The organism is Vibrio sp. 14N.309.X.WAT.E.F5, from assembly GCF_030397615.1.
GTDB lineage: Bacteria > Pseudomonadota > Gammaproteobacteria > Enterobacterales > Vibrionaceae > Vibrio > Vibrio lentus.
The window spans coordinates 43,647-68,539 of sequence record NZ_JAPNXR010000006.1; the positions used below are offsets into that span (position 1 = coordinate 43,647).

Annotated in this window: 18 protein-coding genes and 1 pseudogene; 2 read left to right on the forward strand and 17 right to left on the reverse strand. The window is 43.0% G+C overall.

What is annotated here, in order from left to right; translation table 11 throughout:
- Nucleotides 1-21: 21 nt before the first annotated feature.
- The 13 genes and pseudogenes from OW495_RS08980 to OW495_RS09040 all read right to left on the reverse strand — a co-directional run bounded on the left by OW495_RS08980 (nt 22) and on the right by OW495_RS09040 (nt 13,294).
- Entirely contained in the window at nt 22-1,275 is a 1,254-nt protein-coding gene (locus OW495_RS08980) for a D-amino acid dehydrogenase (RefSeq protein ID WP_102512677.1), read from the reverse strand.
- A 129-nt stretch (nt 1,276-1,404) separates the two neighbouring features.
- Nucleotides 1,405-2,337, reverse strand: coding sequence for a LysR family transcriptional regulator (locus OW495_RS08985; RefSeq protein WP_102295785.1), 933 nt, complete (start codon nt 2,335-2,337; stop codon nt 1,405-1,407).
- Nucleotides 2,338-2,581: 244 nt separating this feature from the next.
- Nucleotides 2,582-3,559, reverse strand: a pseudogene (locus tag OW495_RS08990) (DHH family phosphoesterase).
- Between the two features lie 58 nt (nt 3,560-3,617).
- Complete coding sequence (locus tag OW495_RS08995) at nt 3,618-4,424, reverse strand: ETEC_3214 domain-containing protein (protein ID WP_102295788.1); 807 nt, start codon at nt 4,422-4,424, stop codon at nt 3,618-3,620.
- Between the two features lie 2 nt (nt 4,425-4,426).
- Nucleotides 4,427-4,597: a hypothetical protein gene (locus tag OW495_RS09000; protein ID WP_196770068.1), complete on the reverse strand. Its 171-nt coding sequence runs from the start codon at nt 4,595-4,597 to the stop codon at nt 4,427-4,429.
- A gap of 91 nt (nt 4,598-4,688) precedes the next feature.
- The gene (locus tag OW495_RS09005) at nt 4,689-6,185 is read right to left on the reverse strand and encodes a transglycosylase SLT domain-containing protein (protein WP_102512678.1); all 1,497 of its coding nucleotides are present in this window, start codon (nt 6,183-6,185) and stop codon (nt 4,689-4,691) included.
- 80 nt (nt 6,186-6,265) lie between these two features.
- Nucleotides 6,266-6,877 carry a lipoprotein gene (locus tag OW495_RS09010; protein WP_102295792.1) on the reverse strand — a complete coding sequence of 204 codons (612 nt, stop codon included), beginning with the start codon at nt 6,875-6,877 and terminating at the stop codon, nt 6,266-6,268.
- A 3-nt stretch (nt 6,878-6,880) separates the two neighbouring features.
- Nucleotides 6,881-7,885, reverse strand: coding sequence for a hypothetical protein (locus OW495_RS09015; protein WP_198592803.1), 1,005 nt, complete (start codon nt 7,883-7,885; stop codon nt 6,881-6,883).
- 54 nt (nt 7,886-7,939) lie between these two features.
- Nucleotides 7,940-8,923 (reverse strand): LPP20 family lipoprotein, encoded by a 984-nt coding sequence (locus tag OW495_RS09020; RefSeq protein WP_289886082.1) that lies wholly within the window; start codon nt 8,921-8,923, stop codon nt 7,940-7,942.
- 670 nt (nt 8,924-9,593) lie between these two features.
- On the reverse strand, nt 9,594-10,379 hold the full coding sequence (locus tag OW495_RS09025; protein ID WP_102298853.1) for an HAD-IIB family hydrolase: 786 nt from the start codon (nt 10,377-10,379) through the stop codon (nt 9,594-9,596).
- A 35-nt stretch (nt 10,380-10,414) separates the two neighbouring features.
- The gene (locus tag OW495_RS09030; RefSeq protein ID WP_065103290.1) at nt 10,415-11,698 is read right to left on the reverse strand and encodes a TRAP transporter large permease; all 1,284 of its coding nucleotides are present in this window, start codon (nt 11,696-11,698) and stop codon (nt 10,415-10,417) included.
- A 9-nt stretch (nt 11,699-11,707) separates the two neighbouring features.
- Entirely contained in the window at nt 11,708-12,172 is a 465-nt protein-coding gene (locus tag OW495_RS09035) for a TRAP transporter small permease (RefSeq protein WP_065111075.1), read from the reverse strand.
- A gap of 108 nt (nt 12,173-12,280) precedes the next feature.
- A complete protein-coding gene (locus OW495_RS09040; RefSeq protein WP_076668874.1) occupies nt 12,281-13,294 on the reverse strand; it encodes a C4-dicarboxylate TRAP transporter substrate-binding protein in 1,014 nt (337 codons plus the stop codon).
- A 272-nt stretch (nt 13,295-13,566) separates the two neighbouring features.
- Between OW495_RS09040 and OW495_RS09045 the strand changes: the two genes are divergently transcribed.
- Together OW495_RS09045 and OW495_RS09050 are read left to right on the forward strand one after the other, a co-directional pair.
- Complete coding sequence (locus tag OW495_RS09045; RefSeq protein ID WP_065111073.1) at nt 13,567-14,271, forward strand: glycerophosphoryl diester phosphodiesterase; 705 nt, start codon at nt 13,567-13,569, stop codon at nt 14,269-14,271.
- 9 nt (nt 14,272-14,280) lie between these two features.
- The gene (locus tag OW495_RS09050) at nt 14,281-15,024 is read left to right on the forward strand and encodes a DeoR/GlpR family DNA-binding transcription regulator (protein ID WP_065103286.1); all 744 of its coding nucleotides are present in this window, start codon (nt 14,281-14,283) and stop codon (nt 15,022-15,024) included.
- An 80-nt stretch (nt 15,025-15,104) separates the two neighbouring features.
- Here OW495_RS09050 and OW495_RS09055 read toward each other — a convergent pair whose 3' ends face one another.
- Genes OW495_RS09055 through bcsA form a run of 4 tightly spaced genes read right to left on the reverse strand, consistent with a single transcriptional unit; the run spans nt 15,105 to nt 24,892 of the window.
- Nucleotides 15,105-18,878, reverse strand: coding sequence for a cellulose synthase subunit BcsC-related outer membrane protein (locus OW495_RS09055; RefSeq protein ID WP_102298856.1), 3,774 nt, complete (start codon nt 18,876-18,878; stop codon nt 15,105-15,107).
- Nucleotides 18,869-19,978, reverse strand: a complete 1,110-nt coding sequence (gene bcsZ, locus OW495_RS09060) for a cellulose synthase complex periplasmic endoglucanase BcsZ (protein ID WP_102298858.1) — start codon at nt 19,976-19,978, stop codon at nt 18,869-18,871. Before bcsZ ends, OW495_RS09055 begins: the two co-directional genes overlap by 10 nt.
- The gene (gene bcsB / locus OW495_RS09065; RefSeq protein WP_102298860.1) at nt 19,975-22,269 is read right to left on the reverse strand and encodes a cellulose biosynthesis cyclic di-GMP-binding regulatory protein BcsB; all 2,295 of its coding nucleotides are present in this window, start codon (nt 22,267-22,269) and stop codon (nt 19,975-19,977) included. The genes bcsZ and bcsB overlap by 4 nt, the downstream gene beginning before the upstream one ends.
- Nucleotides 22,259-24,892 (reverse strand): UDP-forming cellulose synthase catalytic subunit, encoded by a 2,634-nt coding sequence (bcsA, locus tag OW495_RS09070; RefSeq protein ID WP_065103284.1) that lies wholly within the window; start codon nt 24,890-24,892, stop codon nt 22,259-22,261. The genes bcsB and bcsA overlap by 11 nt, the downstream gene beginning before the upstream one ends.
- Nucleotide 24,893 lies beyond the last annotated feature (1 nt).

Genomic DNA, 24,893 nt, shown 5'->3' on the forward strand with positions numbered 1-24,893 from the left:
ATGACCAAGTATTTTGATGAGCTACAAGTAGCGATGAATACTCAAGTCATCAGTTTTGATATCACTCGTAGAGCCACTAACAACGCCTGCTAAGATCTTTCCTGAGCCACACGCCATTGTCCAACCCAAGGTCCCGTGCCCCGTATTAGTAAACAGATTCTTAATCGGTGTTTTACCGATAATAGGTGTGCCATCTGGCGTCATTGGCCTTAACCCAGTCCAGTATTCAGCCTTAGAAAAGTCCCCTGCTTGAGGAAAGAGATCTTTGATCACCATATCAATCGTGGCTTTGCGTTTTTCCGGTATCAGGTAATCAAAACCCGCGAGCTCTGCCGTCCCTGCAATGCGAATACGCTCATCAAATCGCGTCATCGCCACTTTGTAGGTTTCATCCATAACAGTCGAGGTTGGTGACTTATCTGCATTCACGATCGGTAGTGTTAGTGAATACCCTTTGACTGGATAAACCGGGACAGACAAGTCGACTTGTTTCAGCAGATCACGAGAATAACTTCCTGATGCAACTACGTAAGCGTCCGCTTTGAATACACCTTGAGTCGTTGTAATACTCTCGATGTTTTGATTCTGATGATTCAAACTTACCACTTCAGTATCAAACACGAACCTAACACCGAGTTGCTTGGCTTTCTCAGTCAAGGTTAAACAGAATTGATGGCAATCACCGGTTTCATCATGTGGTAAATACAGGCCACCCACCAGCTTATCTTTCACGTCTGTTAAGCCCGGTTCAATAGATAAGCACTGTTCAACATCAAACAACGAATGTTCGATTCCACTCTCTTTAAGCAGCTTCATATCCTGCTGAATGAAATCCAATTGTTTCTCGCTTCGAAACACTTGCAGTGTCCCTTTCTGCCGACCTTCATAAGCCAGTTCTTCACTGGTTCGCAGGTGAGTCAGGCAATCACGACTGTAATTTGCCACTCTCAGCATACGAGATTTATTCTGTGCGTATTTGGCTTCATTGCAATTGGCGAGCATCTTAGTCGCCCAAGAAACCAATTCAGGGGAAAGTGACGGTTTCACTTTTAGTGGCGCATGCTCTTGGGTTAACCATTTCATCGCTTTTAAAGGAATTCCGGGAGCGGCCCATGGGGAAGAGTAACCGTAAGAGATTTGGCCAGCATTCGCAAAACTGGTTTCCTTACCACTGCTATCTTGACGGTCGAAAACCGTCACCGAGTGGCCCTCTTTCGCCAAATACCATGCGCTAGTCAACCCAATAACACCACTGCCAATAACGATAACTTCCATTGCATCCGCCTTTTATGTCACGCAACATTCTTGTAACTTTCGGACACTTTATTGGGAGGGCATTGACTTAACAATACAGTTAGCGTTGATAAAAAGTCATCACTGCATGATAAAAAGAAATACGTGGGATTACAAAACAATAGCGTGAGCATCGCTACGCAAAAAAGACGTGTTCTCCATTAAGAAATCGAGGAAGGTTTCGGCTTGAAGACTCAGTTCTCTGCCTTTCAAAGATTGCACCTTAACGGTCGCTTTAGATAACACCTCAATCTCCGTTGGCACGACTTCTATACGGCCCGATTCTATCTCTTCGAGAACCGTCAGCTTAGGCATAAAAGTGACGCCAAGCCCCGCAACAACAAAGTTAGTCAGCGCAGTAACCGAGTTGGTTTGCAATTTAGGTTGGAGATTAAAATGCGACATTTGCTCGGCATGTTTCACTAATCGTCCCATACCAGTCGAAGTGTCTATTAAAGCCAGCGACACCTCTTTGATTTCTTGCAGCGTCACAGGTGTCTCTTTCATTGTTAGAAAGTGCCCTTTCGGGGCAATAAGTTCTAATGGGTGACTGCGTTCCACATGCGTTCGTAGTTTCGGGTGCGGCGCTGCTGCGTAAGTGATGGCAAAATCGATCTGCTGATCTTCAAGCATCTTAACTGCATCAAGAGCACCGGCTATTTCTATCGACAAGTTGATGTCTGGGTAACGGGTCATAAAGGTCTGCATCGGCTTAGACACTAAATTGGTGATGAACCCTTCACCTATCGCAATGCTGACGCTACCACCGGTCAGGTTTTTAAGCTTGGTCAATTGAGTTAATACTGCCGCCTCACCTCTTATAATGGTACGATAGTGATTCAACAACTCGTTTCCCGCTTCCGTTAAATAGGACTGACGGTTATTGCGCTCCCACACCTTCATCTCAACTTGATCTTCAAGTTGAGACAACATACGACTCACTGCTGCAGGATCAACATTCAACATCTTCGACGCTTTACGTAACGAACCGTATTTCGATAAAGCATTAAGGTATTCCAACGCGCGGATATTAAAGTGATGCATTCAACTTCCTTGTGATTCAAGTGACACTCAGAGCAAGCGTCTCATAAATTCGGCATGAACCTATATTCCAATTTGACGAGATAGGCCTTGCGCTCATCAACTTGTGCACCGAGTCACTTCAAGACAATGGTTGATTGACTATTTAGGTGTTTTATTTGTTCCTAATAAGACAAAGGCGACAACTTTCGTTATCGCCTTTTGAGTTGATGCTTCTTATCGGGCACAAGTATCTTCAATAATGAACTTAGGCATCAAGCACAAGGCTCGGTCGAATCAAATTATAGATACAATCTAGTTCATCACTTTTTTGAAACTGACGGTTGATAATACCACCAGCCATATGAGAATGACCGCCACCAAAGCCAATTCCTTTGTCGTTCAGTACCTTTCGAATAATCTTCGCCACATTGTTTTTTGAACACTCGGAACGAAGAGAAATGAAAGTTTTTTCACTATTTCTAGCCGTTAGAACGACGATATCAAGCTCATCGACGCCAAGTAGAAAATCACCTAGCACACCGAGCATATTTTTAGGACACCCTTCGGGAAGGGCAGCAAACGCGGCATTTTTTTCACGGCGCATACTTGATAGCATTGCGTTGAAGAGTTGTAGTTCATGGAACTCCACTTAGTTTCGACAAATTCTATTAACCATCTCATTATCGGCTCTGGCTTGAAGATACAACAATGCTCTCAGGTCTGCTGTTCCCACTGCTCGCGTAAAATTTGCGGTATCAAAACTCAGACCGACCAATAAAGCTGTGGCAACACGCTTTGGCATAGGTAAACTGAAGTAGCTGTAATACTCAACCATCATAGTTGCGGTCGAGCCATAGTCAGGACGAACATCTGCATACCACACAAAGTCAGGTGTTTTCACTTGGTGATGGTCAATTACACCGACTTCTAACCCTGGGAGATCCGTAATATTCTTTTCGCCAATGCAGCCATCAACCACAATGATTTTATCATTAGGTTGTAATTTTAGCTCTTTTGGCTCACAAACTGGAATCTCTAGCCAGTCAATTAAATTCCGGAGTGACACTCTATCTATATAACCGTGAAATGTAATAAATGTGCTCAGGCCTTTCTTTCTTAGTAAATATGCCAGTGCGTATGCGGAAGAGATTGCATCATGATCAGGGAAGTCATGAGCTTGAATAATGATTCTGTTATCACCCTTAAGCCGATCTAGAAAGCTTTCGAACTTTAAATTTGCCATATTCCAACTGTTAATAAAGTTCTAGCTTCGCAAAAAGCTAGAACTCACGTGTTAATGGTTAAGTCTTATGAATTAAACGATATTCTGTGTTAGACAAAATAGCTTCTTCTAAAGCACCGACACCTAGAGTACTGTAACCATAGAAGTTCGGGATCGTGCTCATACGCAAAGCTCCTACGTTTTCCGCGACATTCTCATCCATGGTCAATGAATCCACGACTTCAGCAAGTAACGCCTTACTCTCCTTTGTCATTGGCGAGACAAATTCACTGACACCACTGATTGAAGAATATAAGTAGCCAAATTCACCACCGTTATTTTCTTCAATGTAGTAATTGCCAGTTCTTGCAAACGATGCTCGGATTTCATTAACACTCTCAATGGCACTAAAAGAGTGAGAGAAGAAATCCGAACCACCTGCGTGCTCTAGAGTTTCTGGAGCAAAGCCTTCATTAGGGAATACGAGATAAGCAACAATGGCGTTGTCCCGCGTGATAGCCGAAAGAATGAAGTTGTCGTCTTGATAATACTTGATCACATCGTTCGTTGTTGCGCGCTTAATATAGACAGGTGCACCAAATGTTTGATCCAAAGTTTCAGCGGATGAACGAATATAAATCTTATCCAGCTTTCTATGTGATGGAATATCCGTCATTTGAGAAAGACCGAAATCAAACATTTTTTCTAATGCATCGAAGCTGTCATTAAAGCCGCCCAAAGCAATAGAAATAACCGAGACTAAACCAATGGTGCGCGCTATCCCGCCTTTCTTTTGCTCTTCTAACAGTGACTCTTGCGTATCCTGAAGTTCTTGCAGTTCTTCTTGTATATCTTTTTGAAGATCTGTGCTCTGTTCTTGAGACATTATTAACCTTTAATCTCGTCGATCTTATCCATTAAAGCATCTGTGCCGTCTTCGGCTTTTTCTTGCACTCGCTCAAACGCATCAGTATCCATGATGCTTTCAATTTCATCGCTGTAGTTAAGACCAAGGTAAATACCAATACCGATAAACGCTAACGCGAAAATTTTAAACATAGTTACTCTCTACTCTTCCACTAATAGAAAAGTACATGCCAACAACATGTACTTTATTTTTGCTCTACTTATCTCATATATGACTTAATTATCACTTATACAATGCAATACGACTGTTTACTTTCTTTAAGTAGTTCTTGGTTTCATCGTATGGCAGGTTAGCAACCAGTTGGTCATAGACTTCTTGTGGCGTCAGTTCATTAATCACCTTAGAAGCTTTACCAATACTGGTAGAGCGATCTTTATTAAATGCTCTCGCCACGTTGCCCGCGCCGGTGTTATATGCCGCAATCACACAGTACAAACGACTTTCGTCATTTTTGATCCTACGTAGATATTTGCTGTTCAAGATATCTAGATAAGCCGTTCCGGTTTCTACGTTAATCACAGGTTGATACAAATCAGCCACTTTCATCGGCGCATCAATATTGCGAACTTGTTTGTTCACATCATGCCCGGCGCTGGTTGGTACCACTTGCATCAAACCAAATGCTGGAACGTGCGATTTCGCATCAGGACGGAAAGCCGATTCCGAGTGCATAATCGCCATGATCAATGCCGCATCAATCTCCCAGTTTTTACTCTCTTTCTCAGCTAAAGCGCTGTATTTGCTTGCGCGCGCTTTTAAGCTGTTTTCAGGAAGTTTAACTTTGTAGGTCACCACCTTTTTCGGTTTCACTGGCGTAGCAGCCACTTCCACTGCAGGCTCAAGTTTCACAGCGTTAATTTCAGGTACTTTTTCAACTGCGTTCTCTATGGTCTTTTCAACCACTTTCGAAGGCTGCTTTGGTTCTGCGACTGGCTCTAATTTAGCGACTTCCTTAGGGGATTCTACTTTTTCAACCTGTTCAACCTGAGGCTCTGGTCTTGTCACTTCAATTCCGTATTTAGCACGCATTTCGTCGTACAGCTTAGTCTGTGCTGCAATACGCTGTTGCGCTTTGCTTATGAGTGCCAGTTTTTTGTTGTGAGCACGCTGATAAATGAATGAATCTGGAATGCCAGTGTTTGATTGAATAAGACGCTCAGCTTGAACATCAAGCTCATTCATTTGACTTTGCGTCTGGTCGATTACAAAGTCTTTTTCTTGTTGCTCTTTTTCCAACGAGTACAACACAGCATGGTCTGCCGCTTTCAAGTCGGCCAGTTCAACACTTTGACCTTCCACTTCAACAGGAATCTCTTTTACAAGCGCTTTGATCTCGTCAGGTGTGCTGTCTTCATCAACCAAAACAGATACCGTCGCGGTGTTACTTTCATAATCGACAGCAGTCTTAACTTGATCGCCTTGCGAATACTCGACCTGTTTGGTTTGAGATGAAACCTCACCTTCCCCCCAATCCTTAATCAGATCGCTACGGCGCTGATCAAGGTTGTTGGTATATTCGTCGCGCCATGCTTCGTATTCATCTAAGTAAGCATTTACGTAAGCATGGAACTCTTTGATCTTGTCTTCTTGAGACTGACTGGCTTTAACAATTGCGCTGTCTAGCTGTTGCCTTTGGTCTTCTGTTACCGCCAGAGCTTGACTACTAAACGCGGCTGAGATGACAACAGCCAATACTGTTTTATTGATCATTTTGTGCATAGTTCACTCCAAGAGTGTAGAGAAACAAAAGGCCACTCAATTGGCGGCCTTTTTCACTTTTACTCATCGCAATTAAGCGGTTACTTTTTCAATGCTACGAACGCTGCTGCAAGATCTTCAGCCGCTTTTTCGTTGTTGAATTGGTCCCACAATGCAGAATCTTCACCAGCAACTTCGTCGATAACTTTGTTCATGTTTGCATCGTATGCTGCTTGGTCCATACCGACTAGAACATACAGGCCACCCGTTGGGCTTGCTTGGCTCACGATGACACGACTGTTGGTTAGTGTTTTGTTGACAACCGACTTAGTGATGTTTTCGAATGTCTCCTTAACATCTTCAGTTACAACAGTTACCCCCCCAGCAGCTGAAGTTGACGTTACGCCCTCTGTCGCCGCTTGGAACAAGTTGCTCACATCCGTTTCAAATTCAGCAGCAAGGTTTACACGTGCATCATTAACGGCGATCTTGCGCATCACAGTCATACCCGCTGCACTTTTCTTGGCGTAGCCCTTAGCAGCAGTAGCGATATCAGTAGGAATCACATCGCAGATCCAGCCCGGTGCTGATACAGTAGGTGCATCAGGGAAAGTACAAGGCGCAAAGTTTTGCGCTTCCTTAACTGTCGCATTGTTGCTCTGACAACCAGATAAAATCGTCACTAGTGATGTTGCAATAAGTAGTTTTTTCATAAATTAGATGCTATTCCTAAGGTTTTTTTCGTGGCATTCTAAATCGGTAAAATCGCATTGAATACTTGATGCATCTACCTTACCCATCGTGCCCTTTTTCACTTTTAGTGAGAGCTCTTCATCGATCACGATCCAAGAGTGTTTGTCAGTTACGGCGTTAATCTCGTTATTTACAACGTAGCCTTCACCGATTGGGTAAATTTCTGTGTCACCTTCAAGAGATTTCATAGCGTTCGAGAACACAATATCTGCACCCGGTTTAATTTTTTGTTGTTTACCCATCGCAACACGTACTTGAGTCCCAGCTGCACATTGGCGCATCTCTAGAACCGGTGCACTTGCCGCCAACATCTTGCTCAGGTCAGTCGAATGATCTACTGCTTCTGCCGCTGCTTTCGCTGCCATTGAGCCGTAACCGGATTCACTTACCGGACAACGAGAATTGCTAGTTTCTGACGATGAATAAAAATCGCCTTCAAGCTTAATGCGCTTCATCACTTCCATGCTTGGCAGAGCAACAACTTTTGCAATCGCTTCTACGTCAAAATCATAGCTACATGAAGCTGGAACAACCTTGGTCTCACCTTCATCGTTCTCGTAAGTACGACGCTCGCTGAAAGAGGTACTCAAGTCAGCACGAGTGATCTCTGTGATAACCGCGTAATCAGCGATTGGTACACCTTTACTGCTTAGACGGCCACTTTGTTCAGCCAGTTTGATCTCGCCTTTCACTTTGTTGGCAATTTTACGATCAACAAGATTTGCACCCGTTGCATCGATCTGTGTTTCTAGCGCATTTCGCATTGCTGCCTGCATCTTTTTCGATGCAGAGTTCTTGAACTCAAGGTCAACAGGTAGGACAACAACTTTAGTGTCGTCTGAAGAAGGCAACTGAATGTCAGCAGCTTCGATTTCTACGCGTGTATCAGGCGTACATACTTCACTTACCGACGCACAACCAGACAAAGTTGTAAGCACAGCACCAGCCACCAGTGTTTTCTTTAACATTTATTCGCTCCGAATATATTCGTTTTATTTTATTTTTATAGAATCTGGAGTTTGCTATTTGATTAAACCTAGCGCTGTCCAAATCCCTTGTTCTTTTACTTGCTCATCGAAATGGCGAGCAGCCCCTTCGTCAGCATATTTGTAGTTAGTGACAGAGTTACCCGTAGAAATAATTTCACTGCGAGATACTGTTTTCGAATTCATGTTGACCACTTTGATACTCGAAACCAATGTAGAAATAAATGCGTCACCCACTTTATTTCTTCGGCGCTCTGAATCCACCTTCAGAATATGTGTTTGGTTCTTTCTCTTAGATGTCGATGTGGCAATATAAAATTCAGAAAGCTGATTGCCTAATAACTGGACTGCCTTGCTCGATTCTCGATCAGATGAAAGGCGAATATTGATTTGGCTACTTACTATTTCGTACGTAACCACGAATTTCTCGATTGAACTAACGTCAGCTTGATAGTTAGGCCTTAAGGGCGCGAGCATAGCAATACGTACTGACGCGTCGTGCTGCATCTGATATACGGTGCGGTTATCCAGCCACCAAAGTAGTTTATCTTCATGCTTTAGAGCTGCGATTTCTCTCTGTGCTTTTCGGTTAATACCTTCAATTTCACGTATTAACTGCTGAGTCACTAAATTCTTCTTTATTTTAACTTCGACAAATGCACCGAGATCGTTCTCTTCCATCTGTAAGTATTCAATACCATTTAAAGTCAGTGACTCTGTTTTAGTATTCACTTTATTGTCGACTAAGCTGTTCGAGAAGTCAGAACCGTTTGTTTCTCGCACGGTATCGCGCATGTAAAAACTTGATTCGACTTGAGTCCACAGTTTCTCGTTTATGTTGTTTACAGCGATTTTCTTTGCGTGAGATAACGTGCGTGCTTGAGCAACGGCATAAATATATTTATCGTTATCAAATTTAGGTTTTGAATACCATTCTGGTTTAGTTGACTGACATCCGGAAATTATAAAAACCGAAATTAATATGATAACAAAATGAGCAACATTTCTGTTCAAAGACATTTACAACCGATATCTAAAAATTTGGCGCAATCTTATATACACATTTTAAAACATTCAAATACCTCAATTAATATCTTTGATTTGTTTTTAATCGAAATATGTTTAATTTTTATTATTTTTTTGATCGTTATTCGATCAATTATCGATAATTTAATAGTTTTAATAATACAAGACTCTGTTTATAAAGAGCTTTGTCTCACTTATGAAACAGAGGGGAATTAATTATTTTTTTAATATAAAACGTGAGATGGATCTTAAAAAAACCTCTTTCTAGATTAAAAAATGCACATGTTTTTTATTATTTTTATGATGTTGATTCAATAAAAAATTAAATATCGCTCAATTAGCACCCAAACCAAGAGGGTGAATTTAACTCAAAGAGTTATTAATTTATCTACACCCCTAAAATACTAGGTTAATAAAAACCAAAATACCATTTATTATAATTATAAAATAAATAACTTAACGGTTAATTACACAAATAGGTCAAGAATTTATATAAATCGAGCAACTTAAGGAAGGCAATGAATAAGACGGGGAACTCCCCCCTCGGAGAAGAGGAAAGCCTATTTTTAGGAAAAATTTAAGGCATTTATTAATTATAAGAAATGGACCTCATCAATGAGGTCCAATAAGGGAAAGCACCAAGTCGATAGTCCATCTAGATGATTTATTTTAAAGCAAGTAGCTTATCAACAAACTCTGAAAAACCGTATCCGCCGGGTTTACTCATCACCACTGATGGATGATGCTCAAGTCGACCCCAGTAATGCTGAATATTGGCGACCCCAACACTAAAAGGCAAAATTTCAAACATGTATTGGTCGTTCATCGAGTCACCAACATAGCAACTACGTTCGACTATCTCTTGATCAGATAGCCCCTTCTCCTTGAGAAAGGCGGTCGATGTCGCTTTCTTAGAGTGCTCACCATACCAAGCATTAATGTGAATAGAGCTTGCTGTGGCATGTGCACCTAAAGCGTGAATCTTAGAGACAATCTCTTCAATAATGGCATCGTCGACTTTTGGACGGTTTTGACCGATGTCGATCGCAACCTCACACAAACGGTAAGACTGATCCAGCGTTAAACTAAGCTCTGGATAATCGCCTAAAATAACTAATACTTGCTCTTTCAGCTTACTCTGATTGGCACTGACTTCTGGCAAAGGGATATCAGAGCGCAATGTCAGATAACCGTTTGTCTTTTCCATTATAAACGCACCGTTCTCACCGAGAACCGCATCGACAGGCCACAGCTGAGCAATATGATCACACCAGCCAGCACAAGCGCCCGTCACAGCCACGACCTTTTTCCCTGCATCTTTTAACGCTTTCAACGCCACTAGAGTTTCTGGCGGCAACTGACCTTGCCAAGTTAAGGTATCGTCGACATCCGTCAGCACCCAATCAATGCTTTTCCAATTTTGGTCTAAATCATTCGTTACCGAATTCATTTCTACACCCTCAAATCTAAACTAACTTATTAGTGTTAAAGTAAATTCGGTAAAAACATCACTAAACTTTCAGAGAAAGTCAGCAACATCAACACCGACAACAAAGCGAGTAGCAAAGGCACTACTTCTTTTACAAAGTCGACCATACGAACCTTCAAGATGGAACATACAGTAAACATCATCGAACCGAACGGTGGCGTCACACCACCAATCATAATATTAACGATCACGATTATGCCGAAGTGCACCGGGTTTACGCCTAAGTTAAGCACAGCCGGAAGCAACAATGGCGTTAAGATGATCATCGCGGCACCACCTTCGATGAACATCCCTACAACGAGCAACAACACGTTGATCAACAGCAACAAGAGTAACTTGTTATCAGTAAGTTCTATCAAAGCAGACGCAACATTGTGCGGGATTTGCTCAAGCGTCATGTAGTAACCGAAGACCATCGCTCCGATAATAATGAACATCACACTACTGGTGCCCTGCACCGTTTCACGCATGATTAACGGGATATGTCGCAGGCCAAGCTGACGATAGACAAAAATACCAATAATCGCGCAAAGCAATACTGCGATTGCACCCGCTTCTGTCGGTGTAAACAAACCAAAACGCATACCAAGAATAATGCCGAATGGAATCAGTAACGCGGGAATCGCTTTTAGAAAGTAATGAAAACGCTCTTTCGCAGAAGCAGGCTCAGAACGAGAAGGCTTATAACGACGCTTACGTGCGATAAACGCGATTGTCACCATCAGCGATAACGCCATCAAAAAGGCAGGAACATAACCCGCGATAAACATCTGATGAACTGAGACATTCGCTAACAGCGCAAAGATGATTAAGTTAATACCCGGTGGAATAACAGGGCTGATACTTGATGACGCAGCCGTCACTGCAGCTGTAAATGGCAAATCATAACCACGCTTAGTCATTTCAGGGGCAAGGATTTTTGATTGCATCGCGGCATCGGCATTCGCAGAGCCAGATATGCCACCCATTAGTGTACTCAACGCCACATTAACCTGCGCAAGACCGCCCGTTTTATGACCAATCATTGAATCTGCAAAAGCCAATAAGCTTTTACTGATCCCCGCATAGTTCATCACCGAACCAACCATGATAAAGAACGGAATGGCCAACAATGGAAACGACTCTGTCGAGCTAATAAAGCGCTGCATTACCAAGCTGACGGGAATTGAGTCATTGATAAATAAAAAGTACACCATTGCTGACGCGATCAATGAAAACGCAATGGGTATATTCAATAGAAACAGAACAAAAAGAATGAGGATTGGAAGATAGCTTTCCATGAATCGTACCTACTTAAAAGAGCGCTTTAGAGAAGCAACATCGCTGACGATGAATCGAACCGTGTGGATTGCCATCAATGAGAAGCAAAGTAACAACACACCATTGATAGCAAAATATGACATGCCCATCACTGGTGTTACCTTGTTAGATAACATCAAGTATTGATAACTCAGAACGGCCATCAAGATGTTCAGAACCAGTAGGAAAACAGAAACACATAATCTAAACGGGATTTTGGCTTTTTCAGGCAGCATGGCAACCACCACATCAACACCCATGTGAAGCTTATGCTTATAGCAGGAACTAATGCCTAAATAGACAGCCCATATGAAGCAAATAACCGAGAGTTCTTCACTCCAAGGGACAACAAATCCAAACCCATAACGTAAAACGACGTTAATGATGACAACCAAAACGGTAATCGAAATAGCAATAGAGGCGAGGATTTCTTCAATATTTTTCAATAAAAACAAAAGACTTCTCCAATGAAATACCCAACATCACGTCGGTTACTTCAGGAATAAAACGGCCTGAAGGAAATCAGGCCGTCTTCATTAACAAATTAATCTACATTCGCACAATTACTGTGCAGCTCGAATCGTTTCCAACTCTTTCATGATCGTTGCGTGTATACCTTCGCTCCATGTTGGGAACTGGTTGTACACATCAGCCGTCAACTCATTAAACTCGTCAGAGTTCACTTCATTAAACGTAACGCCTAGCTCTTCAAGTTTTTGAGTGTATTCAACATCTAGCTTAACCAGCTCTGCAGTGTTAGATTCAGCGCCCGCTTCTAGCTCTTCATTGATGATTTGCTGTTGCTCTGGCGTAAACTTGTCCCAAAGAGTCGGTGAAATGTAGATACCAACCGTGCCTAGGAAGTGTTTAGTCAAAGACATATTCTTCGCTACTTCATAGATTTTGGTTGAGTACATAGTCAGGATTGAACCTTCAAGGCCGTCAACAACACCTTGTTGAACGCCTGCATAGGTTTCTGGGAATGGCAGAGAAGCTGGAGCCGCGCCCATTGCTGAAAGCGTGCTGATAAACAACTGACTTTGTGGAACACGGATACGCATCCCTTTCATGTCTTCAGAGTTCACAATCTCCTTATTAGTGATCATGTGACGGAACCCAAACATGTAGTCTGCATTCAATACTTTAATGCCTTTCTCTTCAGCTTTAGCCTTCAAGCCCGCGACAAATTCAGTGTCCATCATCGCTAAATATTCATCATACGTGTTGTACAACATTGGGCCTGCCAGTGCAGCGAAGTCTGGTACGTAATCGCCTAGGTAGGTTAAATCCTCAACAGCAATCCAGTTTGCGCCGTTCACGACTTGCTCCAAGTTGTCTTTGTAAACCGGTAATTGACCACCAGGAAAAACTTTAATATTTACCGAACCTTCGGTTCTTTCGCGTATTTTATCGGTTGCTTTGATGAGCTCTTGGGTTAACAACTCGTTCTGAGTGAACACAAGGCTCATGTTTATATTGATCGGCTCATCTTTAGCGTCCGCTCCGGCCTTGTCAGCTTCACCACAACCAACAAGTAACGTTGCCGCCATAATTACTGTACCTAATAGCTTTTTCATTTTTAATCACCTTATCGTGGCTATCTTTTCTAAATATAGAGGGTGTTATTAAGTTTTCGTAGAGTATGTAAGTGAATTATTACATTCATATGAACATTTATCTTAGCCACTTGAACACATTGAGGATAAGGTCTCACTATTGTATAAACTCTAACCGACTTCTTTTAACTAGTTCTCAGTTAAAATCGGTTGATATAGTCAATCGATAATAAATCTGTAATAAAACAAAGCTAATGTCCCCTAAATTTTCAAATGAACATCGAGAATGCATTATGATTACAGGCCACCGCGGTGCCGCTTCTTTAGCACCAGAAAATACGCTAGTCAGTATTGAACAAGCAGCGAAAGCAGGCGCAAGTTGGGTTGAAATTGATACCCAGCTCAGTGCCGACGGTATCCCTATGGTTTTTCATGATAGAACGGTAGACCGCTGTACTAATGGGACTGGGAATATTGCAGATTTAGATTTAACCGCTCTCAAAACGTTAGATGCTGGCAGTTGGTTTGGTAGTGAGTTCGCGGGAACAACTATTCCGACGTTAAGTGAAGCGCTAGACAAGTGCCTAGAACTCGATCTAACTCTGAACCTTGAGCTCAAGATATATAACGATAAGGCGATAAAACCTTTAGTTGACCAAGTTATTGCACTGATAAAGCAAAAGAACTTCCCTAGTGAAAAACTGCTCATCTCAAGCTTCAAAAAGGATGCACTAAGTCAGTGCCAAGAGTTAATGCCCGAGGTTAGGCGAGGATTCATCTGCGAAGTATGGAATGATTTCAGCCTTGAATCACTTAAATCGCTCGACCTTTACAGCATTCATATTGACCACCGAGTTCTTGATGAGAAAACGGCGAAAGCGATCAAAGGTTCAGGTGCGGTTCTTAAAATATGGACGCTAAACGACCCACAACTGGCGAGTAAATACCTCAACCTAGGTGTTGATAACATCATTACCGACGTACCAAATAAATTTTAGTGAGCTTCTATGGAACTGAACCACCGCCAAAAACAAATACTCGCGACGCTTAAAGCGAATCAAGACGTACAGATTGATCATTTAGCCGAGCTATTTTCGGTCACGACTCAAACAATTCGTCGTGACGTCAACCACTTATGCGAGCAAGGTTTAGCACGAAGAGTGCATGGAGGCGTGAGCTTACCGACAACACTGACCAACACCAGCTATCGATTCCGCGCTGGCGTTGAATCAGAAATGAAAGACAGTATCGCCAAGGCTGTTGCAGACGCGATACCTGAAGGTTCAACGGTAATGATGGGCATTGGTACGACCGTCACTCGTATCGCACAGTACTTATTAGCGAAGCCAGCATTGCGAGTGATCACCAATAACCTGCAAGTCGCTCGAATCCTCGAAGCAAACGAGCAGATTGAAGTGTACTTAGCGGGCGGTTTATTTCGAAGAGAGCATCAAGACATGGTGGGAAGTAGCGTGGTCCACTTCTTTTCCGATTTTGAAGCCGACATTGGTATTTGTGGTTGTGGCTCAGTAACAGACAGCCATTTCGCCATGGAACATGAGCAAGTTGAAGCCGACCTTTCAAAATCTATTATCAAGAACAGCCGTGAAAGCTGGCTTGTCGCGGATGCCAGTAAATGGGGACGCTTTGCTGCGCTAAAGGTGGCGTCACTGGAGCAGTTTGACTGCATATATACCAATAACAATCAGCTGCCTTCAGAGCTAACAATAAGGCTGATAGAAGGAACTTAATATGAGGCCTTTATTCGTAAAGTATTCTATTCGAAATCAAGGCGACTCATTAAAGTCACCTTGATTCCTAGCCATTGATTCTAATAAAAATCACTATACAGAATCGGTGTCGCCGGTGGGAATTCAATAGGCTGCCAACGATCATTGAATGTATATTTGGCATAGAGCATAAAATGGTTTGGTGTGTAAAACTCCGAGCGCTGTAAATCCAGTAATGCACCTAAATACCAACGCTTACTCACGCGTTTTTCAACAGCCGCTTGAAAAGATGAACCAAAACCCCCACCCGATTCAGACGTACCATTTGGGCTCAGATAAGGCGCGTCTTCTTGCGTCCATGAATTGGAAATAGAGCCACTTAATAAATATGACCAAGTGTTGTCGTATCGACCGTAGTAATTGACGGGTAACGAAATCGACAGATAACTTTGCGGGCTGTAATAGCCACCATGGCCAAGCGAGTACTCACCAAGGTTTTTATCATACCCAAGATAAATCAGGTTTGTTCCGATACTCAAACGCTCGTGATCAGTAGAGGTCAACTTGTAATAAGCACCACCAAGAACGCCAAGTCGATTGTTATCCTCGACATTTTCACCCGTTAGCGTGTGATATTGAAGGCTGCTCCAAAAACCATAAGGCCCCCCAATATCCCAACTGGTATTAAACTTGACTCCCGTTCTTACAACTCCACCCCACTTAGTTCCTTCTATATCGGAAGTACCGGAAGGAACTGACATTCCCGCGTAAGAGAGTGTACTGCTCGTTTCTGGACGACGAGAGGCAACTGCAGTCCAGCCAAACTGTCCTAAGTCACCATCAACACTGACACCCCCAACCCAAGTCGTGTGGTCAAAACCTACTGGTGTAGTACCGATATCAGCACTCCAGTTTTTAGCTTGCCAACCAACCCCCAAAGCTAAACCCGATGAGCTATCTTGGAACTGTTCGCCTGATGAATTCGATGATTTTTCATAATATTCGAGCTCTCCGGAATCTATTGATACATAGTCTGCTCTAAGTAACAAATGACCGTCCCACTCTTCAATTGGCAATCTAGCTTCAATCGGGACTTGATTCGATTGATTTTGACCATCACGAGCACTGTAATCCCAACCAATAAGTATGTGGCCATCACTACGGTCATGTAATGTATCTAAATCCGACTTCACATTGCGTGTTAACCAATAATCATCACTATTATTGTACAACTCTCGCAACGTAGGAGTCGTCGTTTCTGCAGGGCTTTGTCGTTCTGCTTTCTCAATTCGGTCACTGTTCAGTGCTTGATAGGCTCTCTCTTCAGCTAATAGCCACTGTTCATTTTCCATCGCAATTGCCATACCGTCTCGGTATTCGAGCACACCCGCATCTGCCTTGCTATCTAGTAATGCGTTGAGCTGATTCGCGTCATCTACGTGTCCTTGCTGATTAAATATACTCGCCGTGGTCATCAATTGTGATGCCGTTAAGAAGTCAGCCTTTTGCTTTAAGATGGGATGATATTGGTTATAGACCTCTTTATCTCCATTTAATGCGCTGACACGTAACATTCCAATTTGAGCTTGGGTTTTGTAAGGTTCAGATTCTGACGAGACCCTGCTGTAAAGCTCTAAAGACCGATCTAAGCTTTCATTTTCTAGCATTAAGTCAGCCTCAGCCAAAATACGGCGTGTTCTTAGTTCATCAAACTGCAAAAACTCTGACGCACTAAAACCTTGAGTTTCAAAACTAGGGGTTAGTTCGTCAAACCAAGCATCAAAATCTTCAAATTTAGTCAAACTTACCATCAGCCCACCATAAGCCAGTTGCTCATCAGTAGAAATAAATGAAGAAGGTTCGATGCTACGGTAGATTCTCTCAGCTTCTGGTGATTCACCAACGTCGATCCAAGCCCCGGCAATGCGAGACAAAGGCTGAACCTGACCTTGATACTGTACTTCTAATCCCTTCAACAGATCCGAGACTGCTAAAGGGGATTCTTGATAGCGCGTTTCAATACCTTGGAGCTTAGAGTCTAGTTTTAACCTGGTAAGGGTTCTCTGCATTGAGCTGGTTACTTGTTGCTTTGGGATACTTTCCAGTTCAGCTATAGCTCGATTAACTCTAAAGCTCTGTGCAAGATAAAGTGCATAAGCAAACCTCATTTCAGGATCAGAGGCATCTTTTGCCCAATCTTCCATCAACTGATCCGCACGAGGCTTATTTCCCATAGAACGAACAACGCCAGCGATGTCCAATCTAAGCCAAGGAGAACTAGGGTTTAATTGGATAAGAGCTTCAACTGACTCAACCATAGCTTTATCATCATTGTTAGCAATTGCGTTTCTTAAGCGAATAAGAATGATCTCAGAATCGATACTACTAATCTTATCTTCAACAACTTGCTGCTGAGTTGATGAGTAGCTATTTGCGACTTCTCGAGATCCATCCCAATCCCCTTGATTGATCTTGACGTCAAGTCGCCCCCGCAATGCTGAACCATTCAATTTATCTAGTGCTAAAGCCTGGGAATATGCTTTATCTGCCGACGAATATTTTTTCTGCTCGAGATAGAGAGCACCGAGTGCAACAAATGCATATGGCTGTGTTTTATCAAGTACTAACGCCTTACGGTAGAGACTTTCAGCTTTGCCTCGTTCGCCTTTTGCTAACTGGAGATCACCTTGATCTAAATATGCCCAATACTGAGATGTTTCAACCAGCGTAGCCCATTTGGATGAGGTATCTGGATTTTTGTCCAATTGTTGAGCTTGCTTAAAATACTCTAGTGCTTTTTCTTGTTGTCCCTTGCGCAGGTAAACCTTACCCATCCCCCCTAAAATCTCTGGATCTTTAGGACGAGTAGTGAGCGCATAACGTAACTGAGCTTCTGCTTGATTTGTTTTGCCTAATTCGAGGAGTTCTAATCCCTTCAGCTTTGCAAGGTAAGTAGGATCTTTACGTAATTCCTGTTCTAGTTTCCATCGTTCCTTCGCCGTTTGATTTGCTTTTTGAATCTCTAAATCTGAAGGATAGTAACTCGCCAGAATTGCGTATTGCTCGGTCACTGATTTTGATATGGGCAGCTGTTCTAAGGCTCTTAACCAAGAAGTAGCCGCGCTCGTTCCCACAACAGGTGCCAACGCTAGTTGTCGATAAGTATCCAAAATCCAAGGGTCGCTCGGATTGTCTTTGCGTATATGATTAGCCAATGCAAGCTGAAATTGAGGAACTCCTGGGTAGTCAACATTGAGACGTTCAAGTCCAATCTTCACTTTACTCCAGTTATCATCCAAATTGGCTTGCAGTTGCAGGTACTCAAGTTCAAGAGCAGCTGAAGGCATACCGTTAGGGAAAATGATTTGGTAAGCTTTAATAGCTTCTGTGTAGCGGCCAGATTTAGCCAATAACTTAGCTCGCTGATAATCGCCTCTTTTTTCACCTTGAAGGGCCATTATTGAAGACAAAGAGCGTGCTTGTGAGGAATCTGGGGCGATATCTTTTAAGCGCTGATAACTTTGCTCAGCCAGTTCCGGCTGCTTACGCTTCAAGAACATCGTTGCTTGATAATAAAGCCCTGATAGGTTGGCTCTTTCAATAGCAAACAACCTCTGTAGAGTACTTTCTACAATATCGTCGCGACCGATAGCATCAGCAAGCTTTAGTTGGTTGACTAGCCATTCCACAGAATCAACTCTAGCAAGTGAAGAAGAAAACTGAACAAGTTGCACAGGTTGATAAACAAGATCGAGCTGAGCCTTGGATAGAGGCGCTGAATTCACGCCTATCGCCTTAGCCGTACCGACAGAAAAAAGACCACTCACCACAATAGCAAGGGGTACTAGCCAATAAGAACCTACTCTTACTGACATTGCTTACTCCATGCTGGTTGCAACTCTCCATGTTCGCCAAATCTAAAACGCTCATTGTGCCAACCAAGACCAAACAAGCTCAAGACGTTGTCATAGTAATGGTTGTTTTTACCAGTCACTACTTCATTTTTAGCCCGAGTAGCCTGTGCTACAAGTAGTTCTGAATTGTCCATCGAAGCAAGTAATGGTAATGCGGCGGCTGAAAACCCTGCGCTTCCTTTTTGAGAATACTTGCCGGTTACTGTATCAACCTCACGTGGTGGTGCTCCCAACCGTTTAACCGCTGAAGCAAATGGCTGCATTCTATTAACGAGTTGTGCTTTATGTTGATTCTGTTCATTGAGCATACCCGCCCACAAATAAGTGCGAATTGCGTTATAACTCCCAACAGAGCCCGTGACTTTATCTTCGGTAAATTGTTTTCCGTTTAAAGTCACCCAGTCAGGGCTAAAACCTTTCGCCAATGTTTGATCAAGCATTAAAGCACTTGATTGGTACATCGAATCCCACGAGTATTGTGGGTAGAGTTCCTGCATACGGTCAATCAGCTGTAAAGGAACATAGCTAGGGTTCAAACGATAGCCATCATCACCGAGATCAAATCCCTTAGGCGCTGGAAGTAAAATAGTGCCAACATCAGCAAGTTGAACCGACTCTTCTCTCAATATACGAGCGGCTAATAAATGCCCTAAAGATTGATAGTAATAGTTATCCCACAAGCGCCCCGCCTCACCCAACGCATAAGCAATCCACAAGTCAGAATCTGATGCAGGGTTTGCATCGAGTATGCCAAATTGACCATCGACTCTCTCTCCCCACAGCCAAGCGGGTAACCTTGCAGTTAAGTCGCCACCCGCTAAATTTGTTTGAGTCCAGTTCAATACTTGCTCAAACGCTTTTTGGTCATTAGCTACCAACGCAAAAAATAGAGCATAAGACTGACCTTCAGATGTGGTAATTAAACGCTCATCACTACCATCAATTACTCGACCACTATCAATATATGTCGATTTAAAATTGCTCCATTGAGCCCACTCACACGTAGCAGCCATAAGTTGAGGAGATATCAATAGCGATAGCAATAAGATTAACTTTTTCATTGTTCATCCCCCTCAGTTTTCTCTAGACGCTTGGCTGCGACCTGACGCAATACTCTCCACAGCACTATAGTTACAATAACCATCATCAACGCGGCAAAGCAGGCAATAAGAATCGGGTGACTAGAAAAGTGATACCAAATTAACTGCCAAACAGGTAACTCACCAACATAGTAGTGAGCACCGACATTGTAACTCGCGACTTCATCATTCCTGAGCGTAATTAAGGAGCCAAACATATGTTGTACTTTACCGGAATCACTTAAAGCACTATCTATTGACGCAAAATCAGATGGGTGCGCTGCCATGATAGATACCAAACTACGATTACTTGTAAATGGAGACTCCATTCCATAAATCGCTGCAAATGATCCATTAGCCTCAACTGAAACATAATCTGTTGCGTCTTGTTTAGCATTGGAAGGGTTCATCCAGTTCATCCCAAGCTGTTGCTCATTTTTACTTGGTAATCGAATTTGGCGCTGTCCGGCTTCAATAACAAGATTAAGTTGCTCTGGGTCATAGCCAGCCTCTTGAAGCTCGCTAGCAACGCCAATACTTAATATGTCTTTGTCTGCCAAAGATTCACTACCCCATTGATCGGTCACCATTACCTGAACACCCGGATAACCAGAGTCGCTGCCTAATGATCCCATAACATTGAGAAAAGTTTGCAGTGCTTCTATCGGCGCATGCTTCGGTAGAATTACCGCAGTTTCGGACAAATCAGCCATCCTTGTGTAAGGGAAGCCAGATGTCGCAAATGCACGCATATTAGGCATCTCGATGTAGTGAGGGAAGCCACTAAAATCGATAGTTGAATCACCATCAACGACTGCGTACTGCTTACTAGGTTGAGTAACTTGGCATTGTCCATCCGTCACAGAAGCAAAGCCAAATTCAAAGTCGATTTGGTTCTTACTACCCACTTTAAATGCTGGAATTCTTACTCGGTCGTCCGAACTCAAAAAACTGTCATCCAGCAAGGGAACTCGAACACGGTTAGAGTCACCACCTTGTCCTTCTGTCGTTAAGTTGAATGCCTGAATAAACTGATCATTAATACTTAGCGTCAAACGAGATCCTGAGTGATCGTCGGTTGGTGGAGAATAGCGGTAATTTAAGTCCATCGGTATACCACGACTCTGCCAAGTGAAGAGGTCCGGCGGCAAACGCAGGCTGACACTAATCGGCGGAGGTGTACGCCCTTCAACTTGGAGCGCACTTTTTTGCTCCACGAGCTCAGATAGAGCCACGGGACGGTCGGTACTCACCCAATTAGGCGAATCATAAGGCACTCGTGATTTTATCTGTTTAACTTCATTAATCTTCGCGATTGGTCCAGTCAATATTTGGTTGCCTAACGCCAAGCCTTGAACTGCCGTATTCAGGTCATCACTATCACGTCCAACGACTAAAAGAAGTTTCACGTAAGGATTCGTCGGATGAGTAATAACTTGTAAGTAAGGGCCGTCGGTGTCGGGAAAGTCCCGCAAGAAATCAGGTTTATTATCATTAGTGATAAACACGACTGCATTACGGTTTGGCAAGGTATCCAGACTCAAAGGGAATTGTGCTCCTCGCCAACTCGCTAATGCACCAAAATACGAGCTGAGTACACCAGCTGCTTTGATATCATCAAGGTTGTATTGATCGCCAATAACCACAGGTACATCTAATTGACTGAAATCACGAACATCAAAAAACGGTGCTGGTAATAAGCTCAAATCACTCTTGATCAAAGTTTTCTGAACAAACATTTCAATTCGACTACTTTGACTTATCTCAGCCCAAATACTCGAATCATTTGGATTTGCACAATCTGTTTTTGTATTGCCAATCAACTCAAAGCGTATTTGGTTATAATTGCTGAAATAACGTGTATCTAATGGCATCGACAAACTCAACTTTTGCCCTTGCTGCCCTTCAACGATAGAAGTCACACCCATCAGTTCATTGTTCAAATACACTTTTACGTGTGAAACCAATGAGAGAAGTGCTGGGGATGGAGTGATATCAAAGTACAAAGTCGCCTTTGAAACGACTTCATCAAGTCGAGAACCGAACCCGACGTAGGCACTTGCCTCACTTCCTTGAATCGCAATCGAGCCTGTATAGCCAAGTTGACTAAATGGAATGACGCGTTTAACTACTGCGGCATTTTTATTATCTACCTGTAACGCCTCAGCAGACATTTCTGACTGATATTGTTTAATAGTTTGTGCAGCAACGTTGCCCGACAAACACGCGATGGAGAGTGCAGCTAACGCTGTTATTGTTTTATTATTTAGCATGACTTGGGGTCCTGATTGGGACATAGCGTGGTCTTAGTGACCAAATAAATTCGAAACACTTTAAAAATATATCCACACTATCCCTTATAAATTTAGGGCTGTGCTTCAATAAACGTTTATAGCCGTTAAACCCTACCTGAAGTACGGCTCGCATACTCGATAGCGGCTTATCTGACTGATACCCTTGTTGCCATTTCGCCCATGTATCAGCTCGAGCGAATGTACATTGGACATATTGAATTTGTTGCTGGTGAGACAATTGCTCCAACTGAAGACCAAAGATACCTTTAGAAGCATAGGCAACGGTCATTGGGAAAACGAACTCTTGTCCACCACGTTTGAGTACGACTTCTAAACACTGGCCAAGCAAATGCTCACAGGTTTTGTCCTCAACACCATCAATCTCAACTCTAATCCCACCTAGAGAAAAGTCTTTCATTTCCGCTTGAATTAGGTGCCCTGTATTAAGCTTCACAGCAACCGGCATCGAGACTTCTACTCGATGGTCTTTACGAACTTGTTTTGCCTCAACCGCTACGGCAACCGCAGCACCCAAGATCAAGAGGTTATATAAAGTCCAAACAAGATTCACAACGACCGTACCAACCTCATCATTCGGCCCCCAACCTAAACGGTAGAAACCCACGCCAGCCCCTAGAATATTCAGTGCAACGAGGACGAGGTAAGGCCTAGAGATTACCCAATCGTAGTGAGACTTTTCGACTAAGCCGCCTTTAGCCGTTACGTTAAAAGTACCTTTATGGGGAGCAAACAATGCAACAGTAGTTGGTCTTGCGATATACCAAGCTAGAACTGTCTCGTAGACCTCCCCCCAAAAAGAATAACGATGGTCGCCCTGCATTCGCGAGTTAGTCATGCTGGCATGCACCATATGTGGTAACACATAGAGAATAATAGCTAGCGCCGGAGCGTAAATTACATATGAATGCAGTATCAAAAAGGCCAGAGGTGCAATTAGAAACACTATCCTTGGGATACCGGACAAGAAATGCATCATCGCGTTTAGATAGCATAGTCGTTGTGACAGCTTGAGCCCTTTTCCTTTAAGGGGATTATCTACACGGAATATCTGAGCCATACCTCGAGCCCAACGGATGCGTTGACCAACGTGTGCAGATAAGGTTTCAGTTGCCAAGCCCGCCGAAATGGGCTGCTTTAAATACGCTGAGCGATAGCCAAGACGGTGCATTCTAAGAGAGGTGTGCGCATCTTCTGTCACCGTCTCAACCGCAATACCTCCAACCTCTTCTAACGGTTCACGCCTTAAAACAGCACAAGAACCACAGAAAAAAGTAGCGTCCCATAGGTCGTTGCCATCTTGAATCAAACCATAAAACAAGTTCCCTTCATTCGGCACATTTCGGAAGTTCGACAAGTTACGCTCAAATGGGTCAGGAGAAAAGAAATGGTGAGGTGTTTGTATCAACGCAAGCTTAGGGTCTTTAAGGAACATTCCCATCGTCAACTGAAAGAAAGCACGCGTCGGAATATGGTCACAATCGAAGATTGCGACATACTCACCACTAGTGCGCTCTAATGCATAATTGATGTTGCCAGCTTTGGCATGTTCATTAGTAGGACGACGGATATAGTTAACTCCAACACTCTTAGCAAAGTCTCGAAAGCTGTCACGCTTGCCATCATCAAGAATATGGATGTTTAATTTATCTTTTGGCCAGTCAACGCCAAGCGACGCATAAACGGTTGCTTTAACAACGTCCAGGTCTTCGTTATAAGTTGGAATCATCAAATCGATAGTTGGCCAACTTGAATGGTCTTTGGGCATAGAAACGGGCTTTCGACTTAAAGGCCAAATATTCTGAAAGTAGCCTAGTAATAGTACGATCCAAGAATAAGTTTCAGCCAACAACAAAATGCCGCCAAGAATCAAAGCTATCGGGTCATCCCAATTTAGAGTGGACGAATAACGCCACCACAAATAACGACACGAGGCCGTAACAGAAAGAATAATGAGCAACATGGTTGGGAAGCGCCCAGGCATACGGCGAACCATCATGGCCAAAGCCCAGAGCAACAATATAAATACAGTTTGAGCCTGATAACCGAAAGGGACGGTAAAACAGAGCAACGCGATAAAAACGACAAAGAAAAGCAGCGTGTAGTTTAAAAACATCGCTAATTTACTTTCTTTCATTCGCTCGCGAATTTCTGAGCCATTGGTTTGATCCGCTGTTTTCTCTAGCCAAACAACCAATTTAGATATTTGATCCAGCGGTATATAAAAGACTTTCTTAAGCCAAGCCGAGACTTGACTAAAGGCTTTGGTCACTTTCTTAGACACAAGAACACAAGGGGTCTGCTTAAAAAAAACAAGCCACAGCGTTTGAATCATAAACCTAACAGGATCAACTAATCTCGGAGCAGCAAAGTTGATATGAGGGTACAAATGTAAAGGCAGCTTCCATGTAGGTATACCTGCAATAACTGGTTTCAAAAAGACAAAACTCAAAGAAAACCAAACCGACAAAATAAACTCGCCAGCCCTTGTACCACTGCAATTCCAGAATTGCTCATAGGCAACCTTCTGGGATTTAAATTGATCGGTTATCCAACGCTGGAAAATCAAATTCAGGCTACGCATA

Excerpts from the sequence above, each read along its gene's own strand:
- OW495_RS09005 (WP_102512678.1), bottom strand. The coding sequence starts at position 6,185 with ATGCACAAAATGATCAATAAAACAGTATTGGCTGTTGTCATCTCAGCC.
- OW495_RS09030 (WP_065103290.1), bottom strand. The coding sequence starts at position 11,698 with ATGGAAAGCTATCTTCCAATCCTCATTCTTTTTGTTCTGTTTCTATTG.
- OW495_RS09050 (WP_065103286.1), top strand. The coding sequence starts at position 14,281 with ATGGAACTGAACCACCGCCAAAAACAAATACTCGCGACGCTTAAAGCG.
- OW495_RS09055 (WP_102298856.1), bottom strand. The coding sequence starts at position 18,878 with ATGTCAGTAAGAGTAGGTTCTTATTGGCTAGTACCCCTTGCTATTGTG.
- OW495_RS09020 (WP_289886082.1), bottom strand. The coding sequence starts at position 8,923 with ATGTCTTTGAACAGAAATGTTGCTCATTTTGTTATCATATTAATTTCG.
- bcsA (WP_065103284.1), bottom strand. The coding sequence starts at position 24,892 with ATGCGTAGCCTGAATTTGATTTTCCAGCGTTGGATAACCGATCAATTT.
- OW495_RS09025 (WP_102298853.1), bottom strand. The coding sequence starts at position 10,379 with ATGAATTCGGTAACGAATGATTTAGACCAAAATTGGAAAAGCATTGAT.
- OW495_RS09015 (WP_198592803.1), bottom strand. The coding sequence starts at position 7,885 with ATGTTAAAGAAAACACTGGTGGCTGGTGCTGTGCTTACAACTTTGTCT.
- OW495_RS09045 (WP_065111073.1), top strand. The coding sequence starts at position 13,567 with ATGATTACAGGCCACCGCGGTGCCGCTTCTTTAGCACCAGAAAATACG.
- bcsB (WP_102298860.1), bottom strand. The coding sequence starts at position 22,269 with ATGCTAAATAATAAAACAATAACAGCGTTAGCTGCACTCTCCATCGCG.
- OW495_RS08985 (WP_102295785.1), bottom strand. The coding sequence starts at position 2,337 with ATGCATCACTTTAATATCCGCGCGTTGGAATACCTTAATGCTTTATCG.
- OW495_RS09010 (WP_102295792.1), bottom strand. The coding sequence starts at position 6,877 with ATGAAAAAACTACTTATTGCAACATCACTAGTGACGATTTTATCTGGT.
- OW495_RS08995 (WP_102295788.1), bottom strand. The coding sequence starts at position 4,424 with ATGTCTCAAGAACAGAGCACAGATCTTCAAAAAGATATACAAGAAGAA.
- OW495_RS08980 (WP_102512677.1), bottom strand. The coding sequence starts at position 1,275 with ATGGAAGTTATCGTTATTGGCAGTGGTGTTATTGGGTTGACTAGCGCA.
- bcsZ (WP_102298858.1), bottom strand. The coding sequence starts at position 19,978 with ATGAAAAAGTTAATCTTATTGCTATCGCTATTGATATCTCCTCAACTT.
- OW495_RS09000 (WP_196770068.1), bottom strand. The coding sequence starts at position 4,597 with ATGTTTAAAATTTTCGCGTTAGCGTTTATCGGTATTGGTATTTACCTT.
- OW495_RS09040 (WP_076668874.1), bottom strand. The coding sequence starts at position 13,294 with ATGAAAAAGCTATTAGGTACAGTAATTATGGCGGCAACGTTACTTGTT.